The organism is Fulvivirga maritima, from assembly GCF_021389955.1.
Taxonomy (GTDB): Bacteria; Bacteroidota; Bacteroidia; order Cytophagales; family Cyclobacteriaceae; genus Fulvivirga; species Fulvivirga maritima.
On record NZ_CP089980.1, the window covers coordinates 5148488 to 5172441 of the forward strand.

Consider the following 23954-nt stretch of genomic DNA (forward strand, 5'->3'; position numbering starts at 1 on the left):
TAATACAATGTACTTTTGATGATCAATCTCTTTGATGTTGTAATCAATAGTCTCCTTTTTCTGTTTGTCTGAAATCCTTAGTGAAGCGCAGAAACCTACTATAAGTAGAAAGACCTTTGAGATGGGCCGAAAGCGCCTTACTATCCGTAAATTGCTGATCAAAGGCATCATTAGAGCCATCTTCCTCATTAAGTAGCATGTAGACTTCCTGATCACCGTTTTCCGGACCAATAACATCTCTGTTGATCCACACGCCGCCAGACACCAGTTCATCATAGCGGTTTTGAATGAAGCTCAACAAATCATTACGACTACCATAAGATTCTATTTCATGGGTAAGAGATGACGTGTGAATAGTATTCATAGCATTCTTTTCAAACACCAATGATGTTACGGCATTCTTCTGAGCAAAGAACACATTAGGGTTACTAAACTCCCCATTATGCTTGCGCTGATTACAGATGTCAAACAACTGACGGGCTACCTCAATACCATAGAAATCAGATTCCCGAAGCTTAGAGTCATCACTGGCCTGCTTAATCCATGAGCCTACAGCACAGCCAATGTCTCCAATTCGGCCAGGCAAAATATATGGACTGGTTTCCTTGAACTTAATTTCCGCGATTTCATCCATCTGCCGCACATAGGTATTGTAATCCCTGGAGGAAGTGATATCACCATCTTCACCGATAATAGGATCTGAAAGGATGTTTTTCACCTTCTCAGCCAAGCCGTAGGTTTGCCATATTTGCTGTGTAGAAGCGTGGATTTTAAGCGTAATATTGTCATCATGCTGCCATTGTGGTGAAGCTGCTATTTGTTCTACCATATCCCAGGGTAGCTCCGTTTCAAACACCTGCTTTTGGGCATCTTTCAGCTCTGCAGGCAGCACCTTGTAGCCCAACTCCTGATACATATTATGGACTGACGTAGAGCAGATTACATACGTGTTATTAGGATTTAGATCTAAGCTCAAATCACTCTGATGCCTGATCTGCTTCACAGTATACGCCGCAAAATTAGGCACATGCCCCACATCATCAATACCATATACATAGCAGGGCACCGTCAATTCCTTACAAAACTCCTGAATCATCATGGCCCGCAAGTAAAAAGGAATAGGATTACGCTTAGTACCACTATGATTAGCCGAAGTAACTGCAAAAACGACTCCCTCAATAGTATGCTGCTGATCTATAACCTCACCCTCAACATCCTGAGCCTGGTACAGGCCACTCTCAATAAGATTCTGAAGATAACTAAACTGAAAACTCGACATTAAATGATGACGCCCCGGAAATAATAAATACATAACTAATAATTAGACCACTAAGTAATTGAATTCCTCGGGATTTTGTGTGGTTGGGGGGGATTTAATGTTTGATTATGGGCAATTGAGATGGGTAGGAGGGAAATGCCTAAGGTTGGGTATTGAAACAAATTAAGTTCTTTCGTATTATGATATGAATTAAACTTTAGATGACAAAAAATAGCCAATCAGCAGTTTATAAACTATAAGGATCATTATTTCAATAAATTCTCAAAATGTTTAGTGGCAATAAGTTAATTTCAACCAATCAGTTTCTCGCAATTATTATCTTTTTTCTTATTAGCGGTTGCAAAAAAGAAGACTCTCCTGTTCCATTACCTGTTACTGCCAGTTTTTTAGTAAGCGATTCCATTACAGTTACCAATGATACTATACAGTTTACAAACAACAGTAGAGGGGCACCACAGCTATTGAAGTGGATTTTCGAGGGAGGCTCACCATCTTCATCTAAAGAAGAAAACCCGAAAGTAACATACACTAAAACAGGTAGGTATACAGTAAAATTGGTTGCCACCAGAGGCGAGTTAAGTGATGTAATAATTAAAAAACGTTATATAAATGTTCTTCAACCGCTTAGTGGCATGATTGCCCATTACAAAATTGATAATAGCTTTCGAGATGAAACCGGAAATCATGGCTTATTAGTTAACGCAGACTGGTATTATCCTAAGCTCGTCGATAATCGGTTTGGCAATCGACACTCTGCCGTTGACTTTAGTAAAAAGTACACAAGTGTCTTTTTCGAAAAATGTGAAGAAATGAATAATCTTGAATCTCTATCTTTTTCCTGCTGGTTAAAGATTGATTCTCTCATTGATAAATATAGATTTAATAGGCACATAATAAGTTCACAAGTTTATAATGATGATAGACGTCTTTACGATAATGGCTTCGTAATAGGCCTTAGCAATACAGGGGTTTACATGTCAATAGGGCATCAGTTTAATTCATTTGGCACCACTTTTATCTTCAATGAATGGGTACACTTAGTCTGTACATACCGAAATGAGGGAGCTATAGCCTCTATATACATTAACGGTAATTTGGCTAATTCAAGAGAATTGAGTTACGGTAGTTTGGCTTTATATTCCACCAACCCAAGGGTTACCATAGGTTATTCCGATAGAAATTTTGATGGTATATTAGATGATTTAAGAATATTTAACCGTGCTATCAATCAGTATGAAGTGGATTCATTATATAATTCAAAATAGGAGCACCTCACAAAACTTGTGCAGCCGTCTGTAAGGCCTGAACCTATACTCAAACATTAATTATCCAATAGAGCCCCCTGAATCCCAATTCTTTACCACCAGCAGCTTTCATTTTCTTAACATTCCTCAAGGCTGTTTTTAAGGATTTACTTATATTCGATCCTGATTGGTAAATGGATAGTGCAATATTAAAAATGCATTTAATCATATACTTGGTGAAAAGGATGAATTGATATTAATGGCTAAGAAAACAAGTAGTAAGAAAGAACAGTCCATTGAGGAGTCTCTATGGAACACTGCAAATAAGCTGAGAGGAAAGGTAGAGTCTTCAGAGTACAAACACGTAGTACTCGGACTGATCTTCTTAAAATTCGCTTCTGATAAGTTTGAAGGTCGCAGAGAAGAACTCATCCAAGAGGGAAAGGAGAAATACCTGGACATGAAGGAGTTCTACAACATGAAGAACATCTTCTTTCTGCCTGAAGAAGCCCGCTGGTCATACATCATGCAACATGCTAAGCAGGAAGATATTTCCTTGAAGATAGATACAGCTTTGCACACTGTCGAAAAGCACAATCCTTCACTGAAAGGAGCACTTCCCGATAACTACTTTTCCCGACTGGGAATGGATGGAAGCAAACTATCTGCTTTGCTCGATACCATCAATAACATTGACACCATTGCCGATGAAAAGGAAGATATCGTAGGCCGAGTGTATGAGTTTTTCCTGGGGCGCTTTGCTGCAGTAGAAGGAAAAGGTGGCGGAGAATTTTATACGCCTAAATGCGTTGTGAATCTCATTGCTGAAATGTTGGAGCCATTCAGAGGAAAGATCTATGATCCGTGCTGTGGGTCTGGAGGGATGTTTGTGCAGTCCATCAAGTTTGTGGAGAGCCACAACGGAAACAAAAAAGACATCTCTGTTTATGGACAAGAGTATACAGCTACTACTTATAAGCTAGCCAAAATGAACCTTGCCATTCGCGGAATCTCTGCGAATCTGGGAGAAGTACCAGCCGATACCTTTTTCAAAGACCAGCACCCGGATCTCAAGGCTGACTACATTATGGCCAATCCTCCTTTTAACCAAAGTGAATGGAGAGGCAAGAATGAACTGGTAGATGATCCGCGATGGAAAGGCTATGACGTGCCTCCTGTAGGCAATGCGAACTATGCCTGGATCATGCATATGCTCTCAAAGCTATCTGAGAATGGTACAGCAGGCTTTGTGCTGGCCAATGGCTCCATGAGCTCCAATACCAGTGGAGAAGGAGAACTCAGACGCAGCATGATCGAAAATGACTTGGTAGACTGTATGATTGCCTTACCGGGACAGCTTTTCTACACCACGCAGATACCAGTGTGCCTCTGGTTCATGACCAAAACTAAAAAAGAAGACAAGGAACATGGCTACCGCAACCGTGAAGGCGAAACGCTATTCATAGATGCTCGGGAAATGGGCACCATGATAGACAGGGTGCATAAGGAACTGACGGAAGAAGATCTGGCGAAAATAGCCCAGACTTATCACAGCTGGCGCAATGCTCCTCAAAAGCTCTCCTCCGTGGAAGGTGAAATACCCGAAGGGAACAACCCTCAAAAGCTCTCCTCCTTGGAAAGTGAAATACCCGAAGGGAACAACCCCCAAAAAGCTCTCCTCCGTGGAAGGTGAAATACCCGAAGGGAGCAACCCTCAAAAGCTCTCCTCCTTGGAAGGAGGAGTACCCGAAGGGGGAGGTGGTTCTAAACAAACTCCCGAATCGGAAAGTGGTTACCAAATCAATCACGCCGACCTACAACCACCTCTCCTTGAAAACGAGGGGGAGATAAGAGGAAGTATGAACCTTCCATACCTCAAAACCTTCCGAAAAAATCTAAGGAATAATAGCACTGCTGCAGAGGCTACTCTTTGGACTATGCTAAGTAAAAAACAACTGGAGGGTCGTAAGTTCAGACGACAGCATAGTGTGGAAAATTATATTCTGGATTTTTATTGTCCCTCGGAGCGATTGGCTATTGAGCTAGATGGTGAAGTTCACAATGATGTGATTCAGGCTGAATATGACCATGAGCGAGACTTGTTTTTAAAGCATGTTGGGATCAAAGTGCTTCGTTTCGAGAACAAGGAAGTTTTTGATCATGCTGAGAATGTTTTGGAAGCGGTCAAAAAGGAATTTGGTTGGTATAAAACAACCACCCCGGCCTACGGCCACCCTCAAAGAAATAGCCGCAAACGACTATGTGCTCACTCCTGGGCGCTATGTGGGCATGGCTAATGTGGAAGATGATGGGGTACCGTTTGAAGAAAAGATGGGAGCACTGACCCAACAATTATATCAGCAAATGAACCAGTCTAAAGCACTGGATCAGGCGATTAGGGAAAATTTAAAGCTGTTGGGGTATGATTGAGTTTAGAGAATATGAACTTCAAGATGTTGTTAATATTCTTGATTCAAAACGGAAACCTATAAAAAGTAGTGAAAGAGTTTCTGGACCATATCCATACTATGGGGCATCAGGAATAACAGATTATGTTGAAGGTTATTTGTTCGATGGTGATTACTTATTGTTATCTGAGGATGGTGATAATATAAGAACTCAAAATACACCGATTGCATTTATGGCAAAAGGGAAGTTTTGGGTGAATAATCATGCTCACATACTTGAGGGAAAAAATGGAAACATCACGCAATACATTTGTTATGCCTTACAAGTTGCTGATATCAATAGTTTTGTGTCTGGATCAACACGGCCTAAGATTACTCAGGGAGATTTAAAAAGAATAAAAGTTTTACTTCCTGATCCCAGTGCTCAAAGGTCTATAGTGAGAATTCTTGATTCACTAGACGACAAAATAGAACTCAACCGCCAGATGAATGAGACCTTGGAGGAGATGGCTAAGGCGTTGTTTAAGAGTTGGTTTGTGGACTTTGATCCGGTGATAGACAAAGCACTGGCAGCAGGCCATGACATCCCTGAGTCACTACAGCAAAAAGCCGAGAAGCGTAAAAAGCTCTCCTCCTTAGAAGGAGGAGTACCCGAAGGGGGAGGTGGTATTCTGGATTTATTCCCGGACAGCTTTACCTTCACCGAAGAGCTTGGCTGGATTCCTGAAGGGTGGGAGGTGACAGAAATTCGTGAGCTTGTATCCAAGGTTTCAAAAGGAACAACTCCGAGAAAAAACGAGATTATAGATCTTGACGAAGTGATTCCATTCTTAAAAGCTAGAGATATTTCTGATGATGGGACTATATCTTCTGAATTGGATATGATTCCAGAAGAAGTTCATTTATCATCTTTAAAAAGGTCAATATTAGAATCTGGAGATTTGCTAATTACTATAGCAGGAACCATAGGTAGAATAGCTCAACTTCCTGTTTCTTTAAATAATTCTAACTGCAATCAAGCTATTGCTTTCATAAGGCTAAAAGATAAAAGCCAATACAATAATTTGGTCCTATTCACTTTGAAATCTGACTTTACATTTAGATTTATTAGTGAGAAAATCGTTCAAGCTGTACAAGCAAATATTAGTTTGGAAACAGTAAATTCAATATTAGTCTGTATTCCTGAATATCACATTTTAAAACATTGGAATGCCCTTTCTGATCCAATTATGGATCGAATAAGAGCCAACAAAGAGGAAAATTCAGTACTCTCTTCTTTGCGAGACACCCTTCTTCCAAAACTCATTTCAGGAGAGCTCAGAGTGCCTGAAGCTGCACAAATCATTGCTGATCATGTCTAAGTTTAATGAATCATCGCTAGAGACTACTTTCATCGCCTTGCTGGAAGATCAGGGCATGGAGTTCCTTGCTGGAGCAGCCGTCAGGGCACAATCTGGCGTGCAAGAGCCGGAAGAAAAATATGGTCATGCCTTTAGTGCAGAGGTGCTTATCAAGTCAGACCTTACGGATTTCCTACTATCGCAATACAAAGACGAAGGAATCACTTTCGCTGAGGTCACGCGCATCATTCAGGACCTGGAGCGCTTACCCGCATCAGACCTCTATGATACCAACAAGGCCATAATGAAAAAGGTCTGTGATGGCTTTGTCTTCAAGCGAGATGACCACACCCAAAAGGACCTGTTCATTGAGCTGATCGATTACTCAGCAGCAGACAAGAATACCTATAAAGTGGTGAGTCAGTTGGCTATAGATGGCCTGGAGAAGCGCATACCCGATGTGATCGTTTACATCAATGGGTTGCCGCTGGTGGTGTTTGAGCTAAAGTCCACTTCCAGAGAAGAAGTGAACATCTATCAGGCATATCGCCAAATCACCAATCGGTATAGAAAAGACATTCCGGAGCTGTTTAAATACAATGCCTTCTGTGTGATCAGTGATGGCATCAATACCAAGGCAGGTTCCTTTTTTGCTCCTTATGAGTTTTTCTATTCCTGGAGGAAAATCACTGGAGATGAATCAATAGAGAAGGATGGAATAGACGGTACTTACACGCTCATTCAGGGCATGTTTGATCGCAAGCGGTTGCGAGACATTATCCGAAACTTCATTTTCATCCCTGATAGCAGTAAGAAAGAAGCGAAGATTCTTTGTCGGTATCCGCAGTATTATGCATCCAGAAAACTCTACGAAAACATCAAGGCACACATGAAGCCGGATGGAGATGGTAAAGGAGGTACTTATTTCGGTGCTACAGGTTGCGGCAAGAGTTTTACCATGCTATTCCTCACACGCTTACTGATGCGGAGCACTTTCTTTTCCAGCCCTACCATTGTGGTGATTACCGATCGTACTGATCTGGATGATCAGTTGTCAGAGCAGTTCGAAGGAGCCAAGGGCTACATTGGCGATCAGCTCGTCAAAAGTGTAGGCAGTAGACAGGAACTCAGGGAACTGCTGAGAGGCAGAAACTCTGGTGGCGTATTCCTTACCACTATTCATAAGTTTACCGAAGATACCGAGCTGCTCACCGAGCGCACCAACGTCATTTGCATTTCCGATGAAGCGCACAGAAGCCAAGTCAACCTGGATCAGAAAATTCGGGTAGCAGATGGTCAGGTCAAGCGCAGTTATGGTTTTGCCAAATACCTGCATGACAGCTTGCCTAATGCCACCTATGTTGGCTTTACAGGAACTCCGGTAGATGCTACACTGGATGTATTTGGTGCAGTGGTAGACTCCTACACCATGAAAGAGTCAGTGACGGATGAAATCACTGTGAGGATCGTTTATGAGGGTCGGGCCGCCAAGGTGCTGCTGGATCATGATAAGCTACAGGAGATCGAGCGCTATTACAAAGAAGCCGAGGAGGCTGGAGCTAGTGAATATCAGGTAGAGGAAAGCAAGAAGGCGACCACTCGGATGAATACGATTATTGGAGATCGAGATAGATTGCGAGCCATAGCCGAAGATTTCATTCGCCACTACGAAGAGCGTGTTAGTGAAGGCGCATCGGTGAAAGGTAAGGCCATGTTTGTATGCTCAGCCCGTGAGATTGCTTATGACCTGTATCAGGAAATTCTGGACATCCGACCAGAATGGGGAGAGGTCAAAGCTTGTGAGGAAGGCGCAGAACTCACTGATAAAGAAAAGAAAGAACTCAAGCCCATGGCCAAGATCAATATGGTCATGACCAGAGGCCAGGATGATACCAAGGCGCTTTACGATCTATTGGGCAACAAGGAATACAGAAAGGAACTAGACAGACAGTTTAAAGAACCCAAATCCAATTTTAAAATCGCCATGGTAGTGGATATGTGGCTGACCGGATTTGATGTGCCTTTTCTGGACACCATTTACATCGATAAACCCATTCAAAAACATACCTTAATCCAAACCATTTCCAGGGTAAACCGAAAGTTTGAAGGCAAGGACAAAGGGCTTGTAGTAGATTACATTGGCATCAAAAGACAGATGAACCAAGCCCTTGCGATGTACTCCAAGGAAGAGGAGCGAAGCATAGAGGAAGTGGGCCAATCCATCATTGTGGTAAAAGACATGCTGGATGTATTATCCAAATACTTCCATAAATTCGATACCTCAGACTTTTTCACTGGAGTACCGAAACAACAATACGATTGCCTCAATAGGGCCTCTGAGTTTGTGATGCTTACCCAGCAGCAGGAGCGCAGATTTGTAGACCTGGTGAAGCGCCTCAAAGCTTCTTATGATATCTGCTGCGGCAGTGAAGAGTTTACAGAGGATCATCGTGATCATATACACTTTTACCTCGCAGTGAAATCCATCGTGTTTAAGCTCACGAAAGGTGACGCTCCAGACACGGCTCAGATGAATGCCCGCGTGCGAGAAATGATACAGGAAGCCATCCGTAGTGATGGTGTGGAGGAGATCTTTAAGCTCGGAGATGACAAGCAAACACAAATCGATCTGTTTGACCCTGACTACCTGGATAAGATTGATCGCATCAAGTTACCGAACACAAAAATCAAACTACTCCAGCAGCTGCTGAAGCAAGCCATTGGTGAGCTGAAGAAAACCAACAAGACCCGAGGAGTGGACTTCTCTCATAAGTTTGAGCAGCTAGTCAATCAATATAACGAGCGTAAGGAACAAGATACGTTTGAAGGTCGCGTTTACGATGAAATGGCTGAAAGTCTCACAGATATGATTCTAGCCATTAAGAAGGCCTACTCAGAAGGCGAAGAGCTAGGCATCTCCTTTGAAGAAAAAGCCTTCTATGACATCTTAAATAACCTCGCTCATAAGTATGATTTCTCCTATCCAGAAGATAAACTCATCACCCTAGCAAAAGCGGTAAAGAACGTAGTAGATGACAAAGCCAAATACACCGATTGGAGCAAGCGAGACGATATCAAGGCCGAGCTTAAGGTGGATCTAATCCTACTACTCGGAGAGCACGATTACCCACCAGTAGATCGCGATGAAGTCTACCAGGAGATCTTCGATCAGGCTGAGAATTTTAAAAAGTATAGGGGGTGAGAAAGTCTGAATGAGGATTAGAGGATGTAAAAGTGTCTTAACCATGATTCAAAAGGATTAGAGGATTACATGATTAATTATTTGTAGGATGGAACATGTCTTAACCATGATTTTCATGATTTAAGGATGACTTGATTAAGTTTATAAAGTATGAAAAACTGTCAGAATCACGGATTAAAAAGATGACGCTGAAGACACGGATTTAAAAGTATGAAGTGCTTAATCTGTACAATCCTCTAATCCGGACAAATCCGTGGTTCTGACAAAGAGGATGATTAGATTATTGAAAACGGATTTTAAATGGCTGAACTGAAATATAAAGACATAACAGAGAAGATAATTGGTGCCGCTTTTGATGTGCATGGATTCTTGGGTAATGGATTTCAGGAAGTGATTTACCAACGTGCCTTGGCATGGGAAATGACTCAGCGTAAGCTTGAATTTGAACGTGAGATCGAACAAGACATATTTTATAAGGACCTGCCTGATCCTGTTGGTACGAGAAGAGCAGACTTTGTGGTAGAAGGAAAAGTTTTGGTAGAGCTCAAAGCTATTATAGAGCTCCAAGACGTACACCTGGCCCAAGCCTTGAATTATCTCAAAGCTTACAAACTTGAGGTAGGCCTGCTGATCAACTTTGGTAGTAAGAGTTTAACCTTTAAACGCCTTGTTTCATGAAACACTCCTTAATCCGTGTAATCTGTAAATCCGTGAGAATCAGTGATTCTGACAATGAAGGAGGCTTACAATTCGAGAAGGTATTTAACCCGAAGTACAACTCAAATCCTGACATCCTTAAATCCTGAAAATCATTATTCAGACAACTTCGGCTCAAAATCCCTTCAATTAAAACGGGTACACAATAAAAAAAAATCAAGTAATCAGGTAAATTATAAGAAATCAAGGTTTAGACAATAGAAATAATTAAATTATGCAAACGGATTTTAAATGGCTGAGCAAGTAAGTCTTAACCATGATTGAAAGGATTAAAGGATTACTTGATTAGGTATTTGCAGCATGGAACATCAGGAATTAACTCATTAAATAATTGGCGCCTGTATGGAGATTCATAAAGTATTAGGTAATGGATTTCAATAGGTAGTATAAGAACGAACATTCAGTATTGAATTGAACTTGAACAATATTTTACAAGAACGAGAATTGGAAATGCCACTAGAATTCAAAGGGCATGATGTTGGGGGCCGTCGGGTAGATTCCTTTATCAAAGAGGTTTTAATTTTGGAAATCAAAGACATTGAACACCTAGAAGGACTCCATAAGGCACAAGACATCAATTACTGTGAGTCATATAATTGGGATAATTTATTTCTTGCTTGTCAACGGTGTAACGAAAGAGAAAAGCTAGAATTGTTTTCTTTGGCAGCGGGATCTCCCCGAGCTATAAATCATCTTGATAGTATAGGAGATGAAAGACCATCTATGGATCCGAAATCACCTTTCTCCAGTATGATTGGTGAGAATGTTAAGAAGGGAATTTTGTAGAAAAAGTATTGATAGATCACAATAGAATATGACACCAAAAGATTTTGCGGAAAAACTCTATACATTCCTAGGGAACTTAATTCATGGTAAAAAAATCGATTCCTGGGAGTATGTTGGCATTGCTAATGTAGCTTTTGGAACACCGAATGGGGCTTGGGATAAAAGTAAATTTCCTGGATTCCAATTTAGAAAAAGTGAGTTGAGCATTGAGTTTATATTACGAGCTATTCCAGATACCGGAAATGGTAGTTGTTATATGGTAGTTGAGTCGATTGATATGGGCGCTCAGCTGGCCAATTTTCATTTGAATAAAAAGCTTAAGTCTAAAAATGGAAAAAATAGTTTAATTGAGAACTATTCGATGACTGTTGGGCTTGGAGCAAAACCAAAAGCGAAAGTAAAAGAACTTTTTATTAAGCATGGATTTAACTCTGAAGGTATTATTACTCAATTCGATGAAAACTTAGATTTAGATCTTGTTCTTTCTGATATATTGAAATGGGCGACCATCAGGAGACAAGTTAAAATCGAATTTCAACAAGGGGATTCTGATGTGAATGGAAATATGGTTCGTTCTATGATTAATATTGAAAATTCTCATTCTTTAAACCAAATCCTCTATGGCCCTCCCGGAACAGGAAAAACGTACAAGTTAAGTTCACAATTTTTTCCAAAGTTCACAGAATCTAAACCTGTAGAGACGGAGGTGGAAAAACTGCAAAAAATTGCCGCTAGATATTCATGGTGGCAAATTGTGGCAGCTGTAGTGGTGCAATTAGGTTCTGGAAGAGTTACTGATATTTTAAATGCACCTTTACTTAGAGCCAAGGATGAAATAAGCAACCAAAAGAATCCAAGAGCTATGATTTGGGCAATGCTACAGACCCATACTAAAGCCGATTGTAAGCACGTAAAATACTCAAAGCGAGCAGAACCTTTGTTTTTTTGGAAGAATGATAAGGGAATGTGGTCAATTGATCAAGCTGTAGTTGAAAGTGACTCTCCTGAAATTTTGGATATTCTTAAAGAAGTGAATCAAGGAACTCAAGAATCTCTGGAAATTAAGAGGTATTCTTTTTGTACGTTTCATCAATCAATGGCCTATGAAGATTTTGTAGAAGGTATAAAGCCTAAACTAGATGAAAGCGGAGAGATTGGCTATGAGATAAAAGATGGCATTTTCAAGGAAATAGTGGCTAAAGCAATCAAAGATCCAAACCATGATTATGCCCTGTTTATTGATGAAATTAATAGAGGCAACGTGTCATCCATTTTTGGTGAGTTAATTACTTTGATAGAGTCAGATAAACGTATAGGTCAACCAAATCACCTTTCGGTAATACTGCCGTATTCAAGAGAGGAGTTTTCTGTGCCGTCAAACCTTCACATCATTGGCACAATGAATACTGCAGATCGCAGTGTCGAAGCATTGGATGTGGCATTGAGACGTAGATTTAGTTTTGAGCATATCGTACCACAGTATAGTTTGCCATCACTCATGGAATCATCTGAGGCTCTTGGTGTTTCTGTTTCCAGGCTCCTCGAAACAATCAATGAACGAATTACATACTTAAAGGATGAAGACCACCAGATAGGTCATAGCTACTTCATAAACGTATTGAGTAAGGAAGAGCTGGCTGAGACTTTTAATAAGAACATTATCCCACTTCTGAAAGAGTATTTCTACAATGATTATGGAAAGATCAGGTTGATTTTGGGAGAAGAGTTTGTTGAGAAGGTGGAAAATGCTCCCAAAATGGCGGTTTATGATCAGGATGACTATTTACCAACCATCCGATATAAATTAACAGACCTAACTTCTGACAATATATTAGAAAAGGTGAAAACGATCATTGGTGACTAGGCAAGCAGATAAAATATTAGTTTATGAGTGGAGCTGGCTTACCTTAGGTCAAGAGGTGCAAGGCCTTCAATTCAAAAAGAAGCATCTGGATGCTCTGGCTAGGTACGAGCAAGCCAATCAAACCGGATTCTTTCAGGTCTTTTTCAATAAGGTTCGCTTCAATGAACATGTTGGAGTAATCAAAGTAGGCGACCTCACCATTGAGGTGCTGCCTAAGACAGACAAACATCAGCTAAACAAATCCGAGTGGCAACAAGTGTTATTAGATATGCTGCTCATAAGTCTGCAAGTAGAAGCGAAGACTACTACGCAAGCGAATATTCTAATACGTCAGCATAGTGTACTGGAAACTTATTTTCAGTTGTTCTTATCAGAAGCGGAACGACTTATCCATCAAGGATTGATCAAGAAATATCGAACGAATACCAGTAATCAGTCTGCCTTGAAGGGTAAACTATTGGTGCATCAGCAGATCACGAAAAATGCGGTGCATGCCGAACGCTTTTATGTGGCGCATACGGTTTATGATCAGGACAATGTCTTCAATTTCATTCTTAGAGCTGGTCTGGAGTGCGTGGCTAAGGTTGGTTCGGATGCTGTGAGAAGAAATGCGGAAGCTTTATTACTATTTTTTCCGGAATCTAAGAGTAGAGTGATCAATGAAAAGCTCTTTCGGACACTCGCCTATGAGCGAAAAACTGAAAGCTACAAAGGAGCCATTGAGCTGGCCAGAATCATTCTTCTCAATTATCACCCGGATATCAAAGGCGGCCCCAATGACATTCTAGCTATCATGTTTGACATGAACAAACTTTGGGAAAGCTTTATTTATTGGAGTTTGGTGAGGGCTGCATCTGGCAAAGGGGTGAAGGTGTTGGCTCAGCCATCTAAGGCCTTTTGGAAGCCAAATAATGGCTATTCTCGACCTCTTAAACCTGATTTAGTCATCGAACTCTCAGATGATAAAAAAAGTAGTGATCGATACCAAGTGGAAGTTTCAGTCTAAAGTTTCTTTGGAAGATCTTCGTCAGGTATATGCTTACCTCCATTACTTTGAATCAAATGAAGGTTATTTGCTTTATCCAGATCAAGTGAAAGACGCTGTGAGAAAAGAGGATGGTGATTTTCAAAATATCAGTAAAGACAAACTTAGCGATCTTTCCTGTGGATTGATGTTTGCGGATTTGATTATAGTACAAGAGAATAAAAAAGTTTTGAATCGAGAAATAGGTGAAGCTATTCTTAAAGCCATCCAACTGGATTCTGCTGAAAAGTCATCGCGTAAAAGTTAGATGTCTCTTCCTTTACTTTCAAATGCTCTAATATTTCCCAGAGCAATTGACAGGAAATTGGTATATTGATCTACTCCGGTTCAAAATCCCTTCATTTTAAACGGGTACACAATAACAAGAAAATCATGTAATCAGGTAAATCACGCGAAATCAAGGTTTAGACAACTTCTGAAGCAAAGCTTACAATTTAAGAAGATATTTACTCCGAAGTACAACTCAAATCCTGACATCCTTAAATCCTGAAAATCACTATTAAGACAACTCCGGTTCAAAATCCCTTCAATTTAAACGGGTACACAATAATAAAAAAATCATGCAATCAGGTAAATCATGAAAAATCAAGGTTTAGACAACTTCGGAGGCAAAAGCATACCATTTAAGAAGGTATCTAATCTGAAGTATAATTCAAATCCTGACATCCTTAAATCCTGAAAATCATAACTAAGACAATAGAAGAATTAATTAATTTTTTTAAAGACAATATTAGATCATAATCCATAGCTTTGACTCGCTATTGGTTTCATTCTCCTCTCAGGCTGCAATGAATTAAAATGGGAATTCGGTGAAAGTCCGGAGCTATCCCCGTAGCTGTAAGTTTCTGAAAGTTGTTTTACCTCTTGCCACTATTCTGTAGAATGGGAAGGCCAAAAACATTGGAAGCGAGCCAGAAGACCTGCCAGTGGCTTATATTTTAACGGCTTTCGGAGGAAGAGTCAGGAATAAGCTGATAAACCATGATCTATTACATTTCAGGAGGGGAAAGATCCGGAAAGAGTGGCTATGCGCAAAAACTGGCGCTGAGCTTATCGGATAACCCCATATATCTGGCCACTGCCCGCCAGTGGGACGGTGATTTTAAGAAAAGAGTAGCGCGCCATGTCGCCGATAGAGATGACCGCTGGACTACCATAGAGGAAGAAAAGCACCTCAGTAAACTGGATGTCTCTGGCAAGGTAGTGGTGCTGGACTGTATTACACTTTGGCTCACCAACTGGTATGTTGATACCAAGAACAATGTAGATGAATGCCTTGAAAAGGGTAAAGCAGAGCTCTCAGCGCTCTTTCAGCAGGAGGGAACCCTCATCATTATCTCTAATGAAATTGGGATGGGCATACACGCACAGACTGAAGTGGGCCGTAAATTCACAGAACTGCAAGGATGGATGAATGAATTCATAGCCAGCCAATCTGATAAGGCCTTTTTTATGGTTTCTGGCCTTCCTTTAACATTAAAATGACTTACTACATACCTGATTATTATTATTTCTAAAACTCAATCATGCTTCACTTTACTATCCAACCTGTTGCTGATCATCTGGATGATGCTATTCGCAGTAAAATAGACCTTAAGACTAAGCCCATTGGTGCACTGGGGCTTTTAGAAGACACCGCTTTTACCATTGCGCGTATTCAGCAAACGCTAACGCCATCGTTAAATGCACCCACTATTGCCGTATTTGCCGGTGATCATGGTATTGCTAAAACAGGTTTGGTTAATCCCTACCCGCAAGAGGTGACCTACCAAATGGTGATGAATTTTGTAAACGGTGGTGCGGCTATCAATGTGCTATCCAAGCAAAATAACATTGATATAAAGATCATTGATGCCGGTGTAAACTATGATTTCGGCCCTTTTGATAGCATTATAGATGCTAAAATAGCTTATGGAACGGCCAATTATCTGGAAGGTCCCGCCATGACTATTGCCCAATGTGAGCAAGCTATAGCCAAAGGGGCTGAGGTAGTTCAAGGCATTTTTAATAATGGCAGCAACGTTATTGGTTTTGGAGAAATGGGGATAGGTAACACATCATCGGCATCGCTATTAATGAGTGTTATTTGTGATAAGCCTGTAGCAGCCTGCGTGGGTAAAGGCACAGGGGCTAATCAGGAGCAACTAGCAGGGAAGATAAAAACATTGCAACAAGTATTGGAAAAGCACCAAGATCTGGATAAGAATGATCCCATAGCTGTACTCGCTAGTTTGGGTGGGTTTGAAATAGCTCAGATATGTGGTGGAATGCTCAAAGCGGCTGAATTAGGCATGATTATACTGGTAGACGGCTTTATTTGTACTGCTGCTTTGCTGGTGGCCCAAATGATAGAAAAGGCCATTTTAGGTTATTGTGTATTTACTCACCAATCTGAAGAACATGGCCATCAGATGATGCTAAAGACTTTTAACGCCAAACCATTGCTTAAGCTAGGCATGCGACTAGGCGAGGGGACAGGCTGTGCGGTGGCTTATCCTATTGTGCAGTCGGCTTGTACTTTTCTGAATGAAATGGCCAGCTTTGAAGGGGCAGGAGTAAGCCAGCAATCCACGATATGAAAGAACAAATCAGAGTATTTTTTACGGCTTTGATGTTTTATACGCGCATCCCATGCCCTAAATCGGTAGATCATAGCCCGGAATATATTAACAAATCCATTCGTTACTTTCCTTTGATCGGTTGGATAGTTGGTGGCATTGCTGCAGTAGCTTTTTTAATAGGAGCGTGGGCCGTGAATCCTGCGGTGGGTATTGTGCTAAGCATTATCGCTTCGGTGCTGACTACCGGAGCCTTTCATGAAGACGGTTTTGCTGATGTATGTGATGGCTTTGGTGGTGGCTGGACTAAAGAAAAGATTCTGGTTATTATGAAAGATAGCCGAATGGGAGCTTATGGCGTCATTGGCATGATTCTCATCCTGTTGCTAAAGACTAGTCTGTTAGTGGAAATAAGCAATTTGACCGATTTGTGGATTATACTGATGATTATGGTCAGTGCCCATGCCCTGAGTCGTTTTATGGCCGCGACCTTCATATTTACCCATGCTTATGTAAGAGATACAGACGACAGCAAGGCCAAGCCTGTGGCTCAGCAAGCGCATAGAGCTAACCTGATAATAGCTGCATTTTTAGGAGTTATTCCTTTGATAGCCTTGTGTTTGCTTTCCCATAATGCTTTTGTGTTGGCCCTCATTCCGATTTTATATGTTGTGAAGATGTGGTTGGCCAGGTACTTCACCAAATGGATAGGAGGCTATACCGGCGACTGCTTGGGGGCAACGCAACAAGTAACAGAAGTGGCTTTTTATCTATTTTTAATACTGATATGGAAGTTTACTTTATAAGACATACCACGCCGCAGGTGGCTAAAGGCATCTGCTATGGCCAGAGTGACCTTGACATTACTGACTCATTTGAAGCTGAATGCCGACAGCTCAAGCCACAGTTACCCGAGAAGTTCGATACGGTGTATAGCAGCCCTCTCAAACGCTGTACTATTTTAGCGCAGCAACTGACCAGCCAGGTCATAACCGATGACCGGCTCAAAGAAATGAATTTTGGTGATTGGGAAATGAAAAAGTGGGATGAAATTCCTAATGAACCATTAGACTATTGGATGGAGCACTTTGTGACAGCCAAAACCCCCAATGGTGAATCAATGGAAGGCCTTCATGCCCGCGTAAAAGAATGGTGGCAGTCTATTCAAGTAAATGATTCAAAGCAAAAGATTGCGGTAGTGACTCATGCCGGAGTAATAAGAATCATGCATGCGCACCTTAACAACATTCCTTTAAACAAAGCCTTTGAAAATTTCAATATAGGGTATGGGGAGGTTTGGAAATATGATGCCGTATAATTGCGGTCGAGTCATGCTGCCTGACTTGGAAGAGTTGATGCTTCCCGAGTCACTCTGATGCCTGGCAGAGTCGATGCAGCCCGAGTCACTCTGAGGTTCTCGAAAAGTAGACGGTGAAGTACTGATACAAGTGCATTAAGCGACAAACCATTTACTCCTAATCCAGTAGAAAGTCTCCTTCGAGTGCCTCAGGATGACTTTGGGAATGTATTATTACATTTCCTTTCATTGAACTCCATGGTTATTAGAATGAACGGGGTATTGAAGAGCCATTGAAGGCTTACAATCCATAATGTAATCACGATTGAGCCATGCTACCCGAGTCACTCTGAGGTTCTCGAAGAGTAGACGGTAAAGTTCTGATACAATTGCATTAAGAGTCAAACTATTTACTCCTAAGCCAGCAAAAAGTCTCCTTCGAGTGCCTCAGGATGACTTTGGGAATGTATTATTCCATTTCCTTTCATAAAACTCCATGATTAATAAAATAAACGATAGCATAACAGAATCATTGAAGGCTTATAATCCACAATATATTTCCGATTGAGCCAGCGTTCCGAGTCACTCTGAGGTTCTCGAAGAGTAGACGGTAAAGTAGGGAATGTATTATTACATTTTCTTTCATTGAAGTCCATGATTATTAGAATGAACGGTGGTATAGCAGAGCCATTGATAGTTACTATTGCAATATAATTGAGGTCGAGCCATGCAGTCCTAGTCACTCTGAGGTTCTCGAAGAGTAGACGGTAAAGTTCTAATACAATTGCATCAAGAGACAAACCATACGCTCCTAAGCAAGCAGAAAGTCTCCTTCGAGTGCCTCAGGATGAATTTGGGAATGTATTATTACATTTCCTTACATTAACTCCATGCTTATTAGAATGAATTGTGGTCTAGCAAAGCCATTGAAGGCTTATAATCCACAATGTAATCGCGATTGAGCCAGCGTTCCGAGTCACTCTGAGGTTCTCGAAGAGTAGACGGTGAAGTTCTGATGCAAGTGAATCAAGAGGCAGACCATACGCTCCTAAGTCAGCAGAAAGTCTCCTTCGAGTGCCTCAGGATGACTTTTGGGAAGGTATTTCTCGAAAGTACGCGGTAAATAATTAACACATTGATTTTTAAATAATTATATATCAATATCTCAAAAATGGTTGAGGCTTGATTAACTCTTTTTAGGATACAATTTCAAATGCTCATCATGCAGCTTTTGAGGATCTAATCCATCAAAATCGATATCAACTTTAACGGCAGCAGGGAGGTCTACTTTTTCTAGCACATCAGGAAGTTTAGCTTCTACTTGCCATCCTTTTCCCGAAAGGGTAATATAGACACCGCGCTCATGGTCATAGTAAACATCATAGTCTTTGAAATACACATAACGGGTTTTGGCTCTATACCCATGAGCTGGCGCCCAAGGTGGTGGTCCTTGTTGTTTACGCTTGCCCTTGTATTCCGATTTATACTCTTTTACGTATTCCTTATCTTTATTGTTGTTTTTATTTTTCCCTTTTCCTCTGCCTTGACCTAGCACATCACCGCTAGACATGAAGAAAAGAACCAACAACACCGCAGACGCTAAATAAACAAGTGATCTTTTCATTTAATTGATTATGAATTAGTTAAACATCGTAATGAAAACGTATCGTTTCCTTTCCATATATACGTTGATTGATACTAAAGTCACTCTCGGTGTCCTTCAAGGTTATTCTCCTATGTATTAAACACCCTTCACCCATTTCAGCACTTTCTCCACCGTTAAACCTTGCACAATGATACTGAATACTACTATAATGTAGGTTATGGCTACAATAAGTTCACGGTTCATTTCGTCTGTGAGGGAAAGGGCCAAAGCTATGGATATTCCACCCCTTAGGCCACCCCAGGTCATAATTAGGCCAGTTTTTGGCACAAAATCCATTTTATTTTTAAAGATTTGGATGGGGCCGGAAAGTGCGATGTACCTACAAATAAGTGCTACCGGAATTAAAATTAGTCCTGCTAAAATATAATTGCCTTCGAAGCTTAAAATTAATACTTCCAATCCAATTAACACGAAAAGAACAGCGTTAAGCAGAACGTCTAACAGTTCCCAGAATTTATCTACATAACGTTCCGTTCTTTCACTCATTGACGACTGTCTTCTGGTATCATTACCTATAAATAGCCCGGCGATTACCATAGCCAAAGGCCCAGAAAAATGGAGGCTACTGGCTAATAAATAACCACCCATCACCATTGCTAAGGTGATCATTACTTCGGTCTCATAGTTATCTATTGATTTCATCATCCAATAGGTCACATACCCCAAACCCAGGCCTAACAGTATGCCGCCACCAACTTCTTCTACAAATAATAATGTAATATGACTTACAGAAATATCGGCATCAGGACTTGCCGCCAATTGAAAGAGTGTCAGGAAGATAACTACACCAACTCCGTCATTAAAAAGGCTTTCGCCTACAATTTTGGTTTCCAACCTTTTAGGCGCTCCGGCTTGTTTCAAAATACCCAAAACCGCTATAGGATCAGTAGGGGAGATTAATGCGCCAAACAGTAGGGCTTGCAAATAGCTGATAGGCAAGTTCATAGCGTTAAGCAAATAATAGGCGATAGTACCAATAAGAAAAGTGGATACCAGCACGCCAAAGGTAGCAAACATGAGGATAGGCCCCCGTTGCGCTTTAATATCGGGCAGTTTGGTATGCAAGGCCCCCGCAAAAAGAAGGAAGCTCAACATTACATCAAGTAGCACTTCTTTAAAATCTATAGATCCTATGATATTCACGGCATTGTTAAGCAAAACATCCGTAAAAAGTGAAGAAATGGATATACCCAAGGTGAAAATCATGGCCATAATCATGAGCCCAATGGTAGTGGGTAACTTGAAAAACCGCACATTGATGTAACTAAAAAGTGCAGAGATAACAATTAACAAGGTGATAATTTGGAATATACTCATTTCAGGATTTTAAAAATATATAGCAAGAATTGGATTTGGAAAGAGCTCATCTGCATTTCAACACAACTTGGTTGATGACATTATACGACTATATCATAAACCAATTAAATACCTATCTCTGACAGTAACTCTTTTCTAGTCCCAAATCACTAGTGTCCGACTAAACTCTGGTCTAAGAAATTTTAGCGATTCTAAGCAAAAATAAAGTGGTTTTCTTCTAATCTGGAAAAGTGAGCCCTCTATGGACTAAATAAAGGGTATTGATTGGTTTTATATATTGTTTTTTGAAGTTCTAGGTCTGGATTGTTTAGAAAGCGGGTAAGGTGAACATAGGCCATCAAGTGAAACCTTACCAATGAGACCATATTAGAGAAGGCCCATCTTTTTTTGATCTGTTTTCGGACTACTTCCATCAATAATAGACAGATCAGGGCACTCCAAATTTGGATCTCAATAGCATTTTGGTTGTCCCCCAGAAAATATTTGAGAGGAAAGTTCTGCTTCAGCTTTTTAAATAAAAGCTCTATCTGCCATCGGTATTTATAAATGGCCGCTATTGTGGCTGCTTCCAACTCCATATTATTGGTCATAAACACTAATAATTTATTATTGAGGTCATCATAATAGGCTATTCTTCTATTTTGAAGCTCTTGCACTTGTCCATCAGTCTTGAAACTGATAACAACTTTTTCATCCTTAAGTACACAAAAGTCTTTATCTTCAGGCAGTTCTAGCTCATCTATTGATTGATATCTGGCATTTTCCTTCATTCTAGTAATGTAAAATATCCCTTGATGACTCCATTGTGCGTATTGTCTATAATCGATATACCCTTTATCCATCACCACATAGGATCCTTCTGGGAGTTGTAATTGCTTTAAAAATGTATGATCATGCTGACTTCCCTTGGTCAACCGTACTAAACATGGCATTAATTCTGCCGCATGAATCATTACATGAGCTTTAATGCCTCCCTTGCTTTTGCCATCTTTTCTAGGGCGTCCTGCTACCTTGAGAATATCTTTAAACAGACTAATAATCGTTGAATCAACAATATAAAGTTTATTGAGAACTTCCATTCTCAAGCGGCTGTCCGGCAAAAGGTGCCGATACTTTTTAAACAATTTCATGTAAATGTCTGCAAAGACTATACTACTGCGTTTTTTGTTGCTATCTGATAAAGTGGAACGTCTGGGTATAAATTGAATACCTAAATGGATCAGCTTGTTTTGGCAGGCCAAAAGCCCCGTAGTAAGCTCTCTGAGAGCACTTGCCCCACTGAAACAGCAGTATAACATGCTTACTAGGTGATGCCAAGTATTCAATTTCTTGTAATATCTGTCAGATTGGTGTTTTGATATTATTTGATTTAACACCGATTTATCTATCAGCGATAATAGTTGAGAAAAGATTGGCTGTCCGTAGAAATATGTATTTTTACTCATGTGTGATTTTTTGTTGTGGTAAACCGAAAATACACATTATGGGGCACTCTTGAAATTATTCAGAGGCCCCTATCTTTTTTCTCGGACACTAGTGGTCCCAAATATAATAATTTATCAAGGCTCCATTGGCATCAAAATATTCTACGTCAGGATCTTCCGTTTCTTTCACCTTAATCCCTTTATTCACGCTAAAATCACTCCCGGCATCAGTATCCTTAACTATGAGTTTACCCTTATAATCATCAAATTCGTTAATAAATGCATCTTCTCCGGCACCACCATATACGGTTATCTTAATGGTCGTTCTATGCTTACCAGTAAAATGAAAGCTATCATTACCCGCTAATCCTACCAGCTTAAGTTTTTTGGTTTCCTGTTGCTTAAAAGTTTTATCATAAAGCAGATGTCGTAATTCTCCATCCTTTTTAGTCTTGTAAATTTTCACCTTAACATCTCCATTATTGAGAGCTTCCAGCTCAAAACGCTCATGCTTATCAGTGCCATACACTACGGGTTCTTTCATGAGATAGAGGTAATAATCCATGATTTTATCTGGTAATTGATCTCTTCTGTTCTTTAACTTTTTGGCTATGGTAGCACCACTTAATTCATAGATTTCTTCAGGCATGGCATGCATGGCAGAATCAATCACTTCATCCGTTAATTGATCTTTTATGGTGTTCGACATGGCTACCCAGTCCTCTGAGTCTAAACCAGAAAGCAAAAGCATATCCAGCTTTTTACCACTGCGGTTGAGCTTTTTTAAATTCGGCAGGTCTTCATGAAACGAGCGGAAATGAGGTTTAAACAGGAACCTGATAATGTTAGGAAAGAAGCCATCCATATAATAGTAGGCATGATCACGGTCTCTGGGAACGGCTTTATAGAGTTCTCCTTTGTCTTTTTCATAAGAAGCCCACCGCCAGTTGCTCTCATGACGACTCCAATCGCCAATAAGCATGTCAAACAAACGTGATTTTAGAAAATTCTTCGTATCAACTTCAGAATCATTATCCTTGAACAAGTCATCCAGCATATTTTGACTGCCAATTACATTTTTAGAATTTCCCAGATAATCAAATTCCGATTGATCTTCATCTGGACGATGTTCAAGCATAGCGACCATACCGGGAAAATTATTGGAATATTGATTCAGCTCAGGATCTGGTTTAATGAGCACTACCTTTGGGTTGGTATGATAAATTCCTAAGGCATCTGACATAATGGGCAAAGTGAGAGGAGCGTAAGGATGCCCGGAAGAGACCTGGTCTTTCAGTGCTTCCCCCACAAAAGAATGCGCCAGAAAGGGCGACAGTACCTTGGTAGGCATTTTATCTATAGACCTCAGCACAAATTGATTACCTGCACTATCATAAACCTGCAAGTTAAATGACTGTCGTCCACCACTTACCTTACGGAAAGTGTAGCCCTGATTAAAAACATCTATAGTTTGCATCTTCACAGGCTGCGCCCACAAGTCGCGGTACTTACCACCAAAAAACACCTCGTGAACTTTACTTTTTCCATATTCAGGCCTGATCGCCACCACCACTTCTTCAGCATTAGCCATGTCCTGACCTTGAAGTTGTTCGCGTTGATGCACTTTATCTACCCATTGATTACTGCAGCCAAAGAGTAGGGGAAGAGTCAGGAAAAGTAGTGTATATATCCTTTTTAATTGAATAGATTTAAATAGTAGCTTGTTTAAATTCATATAAGATTATCCTGCTTAATATTCTAATGTTTCAATTAAAGTAACAGGAGAGAAGGCGCGATGGTTATGAGA

The 23954-nt window shown here is 40.5% G+C and carries 20 protein-coding genes and 1 riboswitch; of the genes, 15 read left to right on the forward strand and 5 right to left on the reverse strand.

What is annotated here, in order from left to right:
• Positions 1 to 43 precede the first annotated feature (43 nt).
• Positions 44 to 1312, reverse strand: coding sequence for a class I SAM-dependent methyltransferase (locus LVD15_RS21680; protein ID WP_233777288.1), 1269 nt, complete (start codon positions 1310 to 1312; stop codon positions 44 to 46).
• Positions 1313 to 1545: 233 nt separating this feature from the next.
• Between LVD15_RS21680 and LVD15_RS21685 the strand changes: the two genes are divergently transcribed.
• The 15 genes from LVD15_RS21685 to cobC all read left to right on the forward strand — a co-directional run bounded on the left by LVD15_RS21685 (position 1546) and on the right by cobC (position 17761).
• On the forward strand, positions 1546 to 2544 hold the full coding sequence (locus LVD15_RS21685) for a LamG-like jellyroll fold domain-containing protein (protein WP_233777289.1): 999 nt from the start codon (positions 1546 to 1548) through the stop codon (positions 2542 to 2544).
• A gap of 238 nt (positions 2545 to 2782) precedes the next feature.
• Positions 2783 to 4216, forward strand: a complete 1434-nt coding sequence (locus LVD15_RS21690; protein WP_233777290.1) for a type I restriction-modification system subunit M — start codon at positions 2783 to 2785, stop codon at positions 4214 to 4216.
• A complete protein-coding gene (locus tag LVD15_RS21695) occupies positions 4206 to 4820 on the forward strand; it encodes an endonuclease domain-containing protein (RefSeq protein ID WP_233777291.1) in 615 nt (204 codons plus the stop codon). Before LVD15_RS21690 ends, LVD15_RS21695 begins: the two co-directional genes overlap by 11 nt.
• On the forward strand, positions 4813 to 4953 hold the full coding sequence (locus LVD15_RS21700; RefSeq protein WP_233777292.1) for a hypothetical protein: 141 nt from the start codon (positions 4813 to 4815) through the stop codon (positions 4951 to 4953). Before LVD15_RS21695 ends, LVD15_RS21700 begins: the two co-directional genes overlap by 8 nt.
• On the forward strand, positions 4946 to 6292 hold the full coding sequence (locus tag LVD15_RS21705; RefSeq protein ID WP_233777293.1) for a restriction endonuclease subunit S: 1347 nt from the start codon (positions 4946 to 4948) through the stop codon (positions 6290 to 6292). The genes LVD15_RS21700 and LVD15_RS21705 overlap by 8 nt, the downstream gene beginning before the upstream one ends.
• The gene (locus LVD15_RS21710; protein WP_233777294.1) at positions 6285 to 9473 is read left to right on the forward strand and encodes a type I restriction endonuclease subunit R; all 3189 of its coding nucleotides are present in this window, start codon (positions 6285 to 6287) and stop codon (positions 9471 to 9473) included. The genes LVD15_RS21705 and LVD15_RS21710 overlap by 8 nt, the downstream gene beginning before the upstream one ends.
• Before the next feature lie 300 nt (positions 9474 to 9773).
• Entirely contained in the window at positions 9774 to 10151 is a 378-nt protein-coding gene (locus tag LVD15_RS21715; RefSeq protein ID WP_233777295.1) for a GxxExxY protein, read from the forward strand.
• Between the two features lie 444 nt (positions 10152 to 10595).
• A complete protein-coding gene (locus LVD15_RS21720; protein ID WP_370687434.1) occupies positions 10596 to 10976 on the forward strand; it encodes a GxxExxY protein in 381 nt (126 codons plus the stop codon).
• Positions 10977 to 11004: 28 nt separating this feature from the next.
• The gene (locus tag LVD15_RS21725; RefSeq protein ID WP_233777297.1) at positions 11005 to 12840 is read left to right on the forward strand and encodes an McrB family protein; all 1836 of its coding nucleotides are present in this window, start codon (positions 11005 to 11007) and stop codon (positions 12838 to 12840) included.
• Complete coding sequence (locus LVD15_RS26940; protein ID WP_255763312.1) at positions 12833 to 13846, forward strand: McrC family protein; 1014 nt, start codon at positions 12833 to 12835, stop codon at positions 13844 to 13846. Before LVD15_RS21725 ends, LVD15_RS26940 begins: the two co-directional genes overlap by 8 nt.
• On the forward strand, positions 13800 to 14132 hold the full coding sequence (locus LVD15_RS26945; protein WP_255763313.1) for a 5-methylcytosine restriction system specificity protein McrC: 333 nt from the start codon (positions 13800 to 13802) through the stop codon (positions 14130 to 14132). Before LVD15_RS26940 ends, LVD15_RS26945 begins: the two co-directional genes overlap by 47 nt.
• A 498-nt stretch (positions 14133 to 14630) precedes the next feature.
• Positions 14631 to 14827, forward strand: a riboswitch (cobalamin riboswitch).
• Positions 14828 to 14866: 39 nt separating this feature from the next.
• Positions 14867 to 15370, forward strand: coding sequence for a bifunctional adenosylcobinamide kinase/adenosylcobinamide-phosphate guanylyltransferase (locus LVD15_RS21735; protein WP_233777298.1), 504 nt, complete (start codon positions 14867 to 14869; stop codon positions 15368 to 15370).
• Between the two features lie 41 nt (positions 15371 to 15411).
• Entirely contained in the window at positions 15412 to 16464 is a 1053-nt protein-coding gene (gene cobT / locus LVD15_RS21740; protein ID WP_233777299.1) for a nicotinate-nucleotide--dimethylbenzimidazole phosphoribosyltransferase, read from the forward strand.
• Positions 16461 to 17249: an adenosylcobinamide-GDP ribazoletransferase gene (locus LVD15_RS21745; protein WP_233777300.1), complete on the forward strand. Its 789-nt coding sequence runs from the start codon at positions 16461 to 16463 to the stop codon at positions 17247 to 17249. Before cobT ends, LVD15_RS21745 begins: the two co-directional genes overlap by 4 nt.
• Positions 17231 to 17761 (forward strand): alpha-ribazole phosphatase, encoded by a 531-nt coding sequence (gene cobC / locus LVD15_RS21750; protein ID WP_233777301.1) that lies wholly within the window; start codon positions 17231 to 17233, stop codon positions 17759 to 17761. Before LVD15_RS21745 ends, cobC begins: the two co-directional genes overlap by 19 nt.
• Before the next feature lie 1165 nt (positions 17762 to 18926).
• On the opposite strand, the gene LVD15_RS21755 is transcribed toward cobC, so the two are convergent.
• The 4 genes from LVD15_RS21755 to LVD15_RS21770 all read right to left on the reverse strand — a co-directional run bounded on the left by LVD15_RS21755 (position 18927) and on the right by LVD15_RS21770 (position 23882).
• Positions 18927 to 19364, reverse strand: a complete 438-nt coding sequence (locus LVD15_RS21755) for a hypothetical protein (RefSeq protein WP_233777302.1) — start codon at positions 19362 to 19364, stop codon at positions 18927 to 18929.
• Positions 19365 to 19481: 117 nt separating this feature from the next.
• On the reverse strand, positions 19482 to 20723 hold the full coding sequence (locus LVD15_RS21760) for a cation:proton antiporter (protein ID WP_233777303.1): 1242 nt from the start codon (positions 20721 to 20723) through the stop codon (positions 19482 to 19484).
• A 239-nt stretch (positions 20724 to 20962) separates the two neighbouring features.
• Entirely contained in the window at positions 20963 to 22168 is a 1206-nt protein-coding gene (locus tag LVD15_RS21765) for an IS4 family transposase (RefSeq protein ID WP_233777304.1), read from the reverse strand.
• A gap of 88 nt (positions 22169 to 22256) precedes the next feature.
• Complete coding sequence (locus LVD15_RS21770; protein WP_233777305.1) at positions 22257 to 23882, reverse strand: hypothetical protein; 1626 nt, start codon at positions 23880 to 23882, stop codon at positions 22257 to 22259.
• Positions 23883 to 23954 lie beyond the last annotated feature (72 nt).

Coding starts and splice junctions, on each gene's coding strand:
- LVD15_RS21680 (WP_233777288.1), bottom strand. CDS start 1,312: ATGTATTTATTATTTCCGGGGCGTCATCATTTAATGTCGAGTTTTCAG.
- LVD15_RS21705 (WP_233777293.1), top strand. CDS start 4,946: ATGATTGAGTTTAGAGAATATGAACTTCAAGATGTTGTTAATATTCTT.
- LVD15_RS21710 (WP_233777294.1), top strand. CDS start 6,285: ATGTCTAAGTTTAATGAATCATCGCTAGAGACTACTTTCATCGCCTTG.
- LVD15_RS21685 (WP_233777289.1), top strand. CDS start 1,546: ATGTTTAGTGGCAATAAGTTAATTTCAACCAATCAGTTTCTCGCAATT.
- LVD15_RS21690 (WP_233777290.1), top strand. CDS start 2,783: ATGGCTAAGAAAACAAGTAGTAAGAAAGAACAGTCCATTGAGGAGTCT.
- LVD15_RS21715 (WP_233777295.1), top strand. CDS start 9,774: ATGGCTGAACTGAAATATAAAGACATAACAGAGAAGATAATTGGTGCC.
- LVD15_RS21770 (WP_233777305.1), bottom strand. CDS start 23,882: ATGAATTTAAACAAGCTACTATTTAAATCTATTCAATTAAAAAGGATA.
- LVD15_RS26945 (WP_255763313.1), top strand. CDS start 13,800: ATGATAAAAAAAGTAGTGATCGATACCAAGTGGAAGTTTCAGTCTAAA.
- LVD15_RS21755 (WP_233777302.1), bottom strand. CDS start 19,364: ATGAAAAGATCACTTGTTTATTTAGCGTCTGCGGTGTTGTTGGTTCTT.
- LVD15_RS21700 (WP_233777292.1), top strand. CDS start 4,813: ATGGCTAATGTGGAAGATGATGGGGTACCGTTTGAAGAAAAGATGGGA.
- cobC (WP_233777301.1), top strand. CDS start 17,231: ATGGAAGTTTACTTTATAAGACATACCACGCCGCAGGTGGCTAAAGGC.
- LVD15_RS21725 (WP_233777297.1), top strand. CDS start 11,005: ATGACACCAAAAGATTTTGCGGAAAAACTCTATACATTCCTAGGGAAC.
- LVD15_RS21735 (WP_233777298.1), top strand. CDS start 14,867: ATGATCTATTACATTTCAGGAGGGGAAAGATCCGGAAAGAGTGGCTAT.
- LVD15_RS21765 (WP_233777304.1), bottom strand. CDS start 22,168: ATGAGTAAAAATACATATTTCTACGGACAGCCAATCTTTTCTCAACTA.
- LVD15_RS21745 (WP_233777300.1), top strand. CDS start 16,461: ATGAAAGAACAAATCAGAGTATTTTTTACGGCTTTGATGTTTTATACG.
- cobT (WP_233777299.1), top strand. CDS start 15,412: ATGCTTCACTTTACTATCCAACCTGTTGCTGATCATCTGGATGATGCT.
- LVD15_RS21760 (WP_233777303.1), bottom strand. CDS start 20,723: ATGAGTATATTCCAAATTATCACCTTGTTAATTGTTATCTCTGCACTT.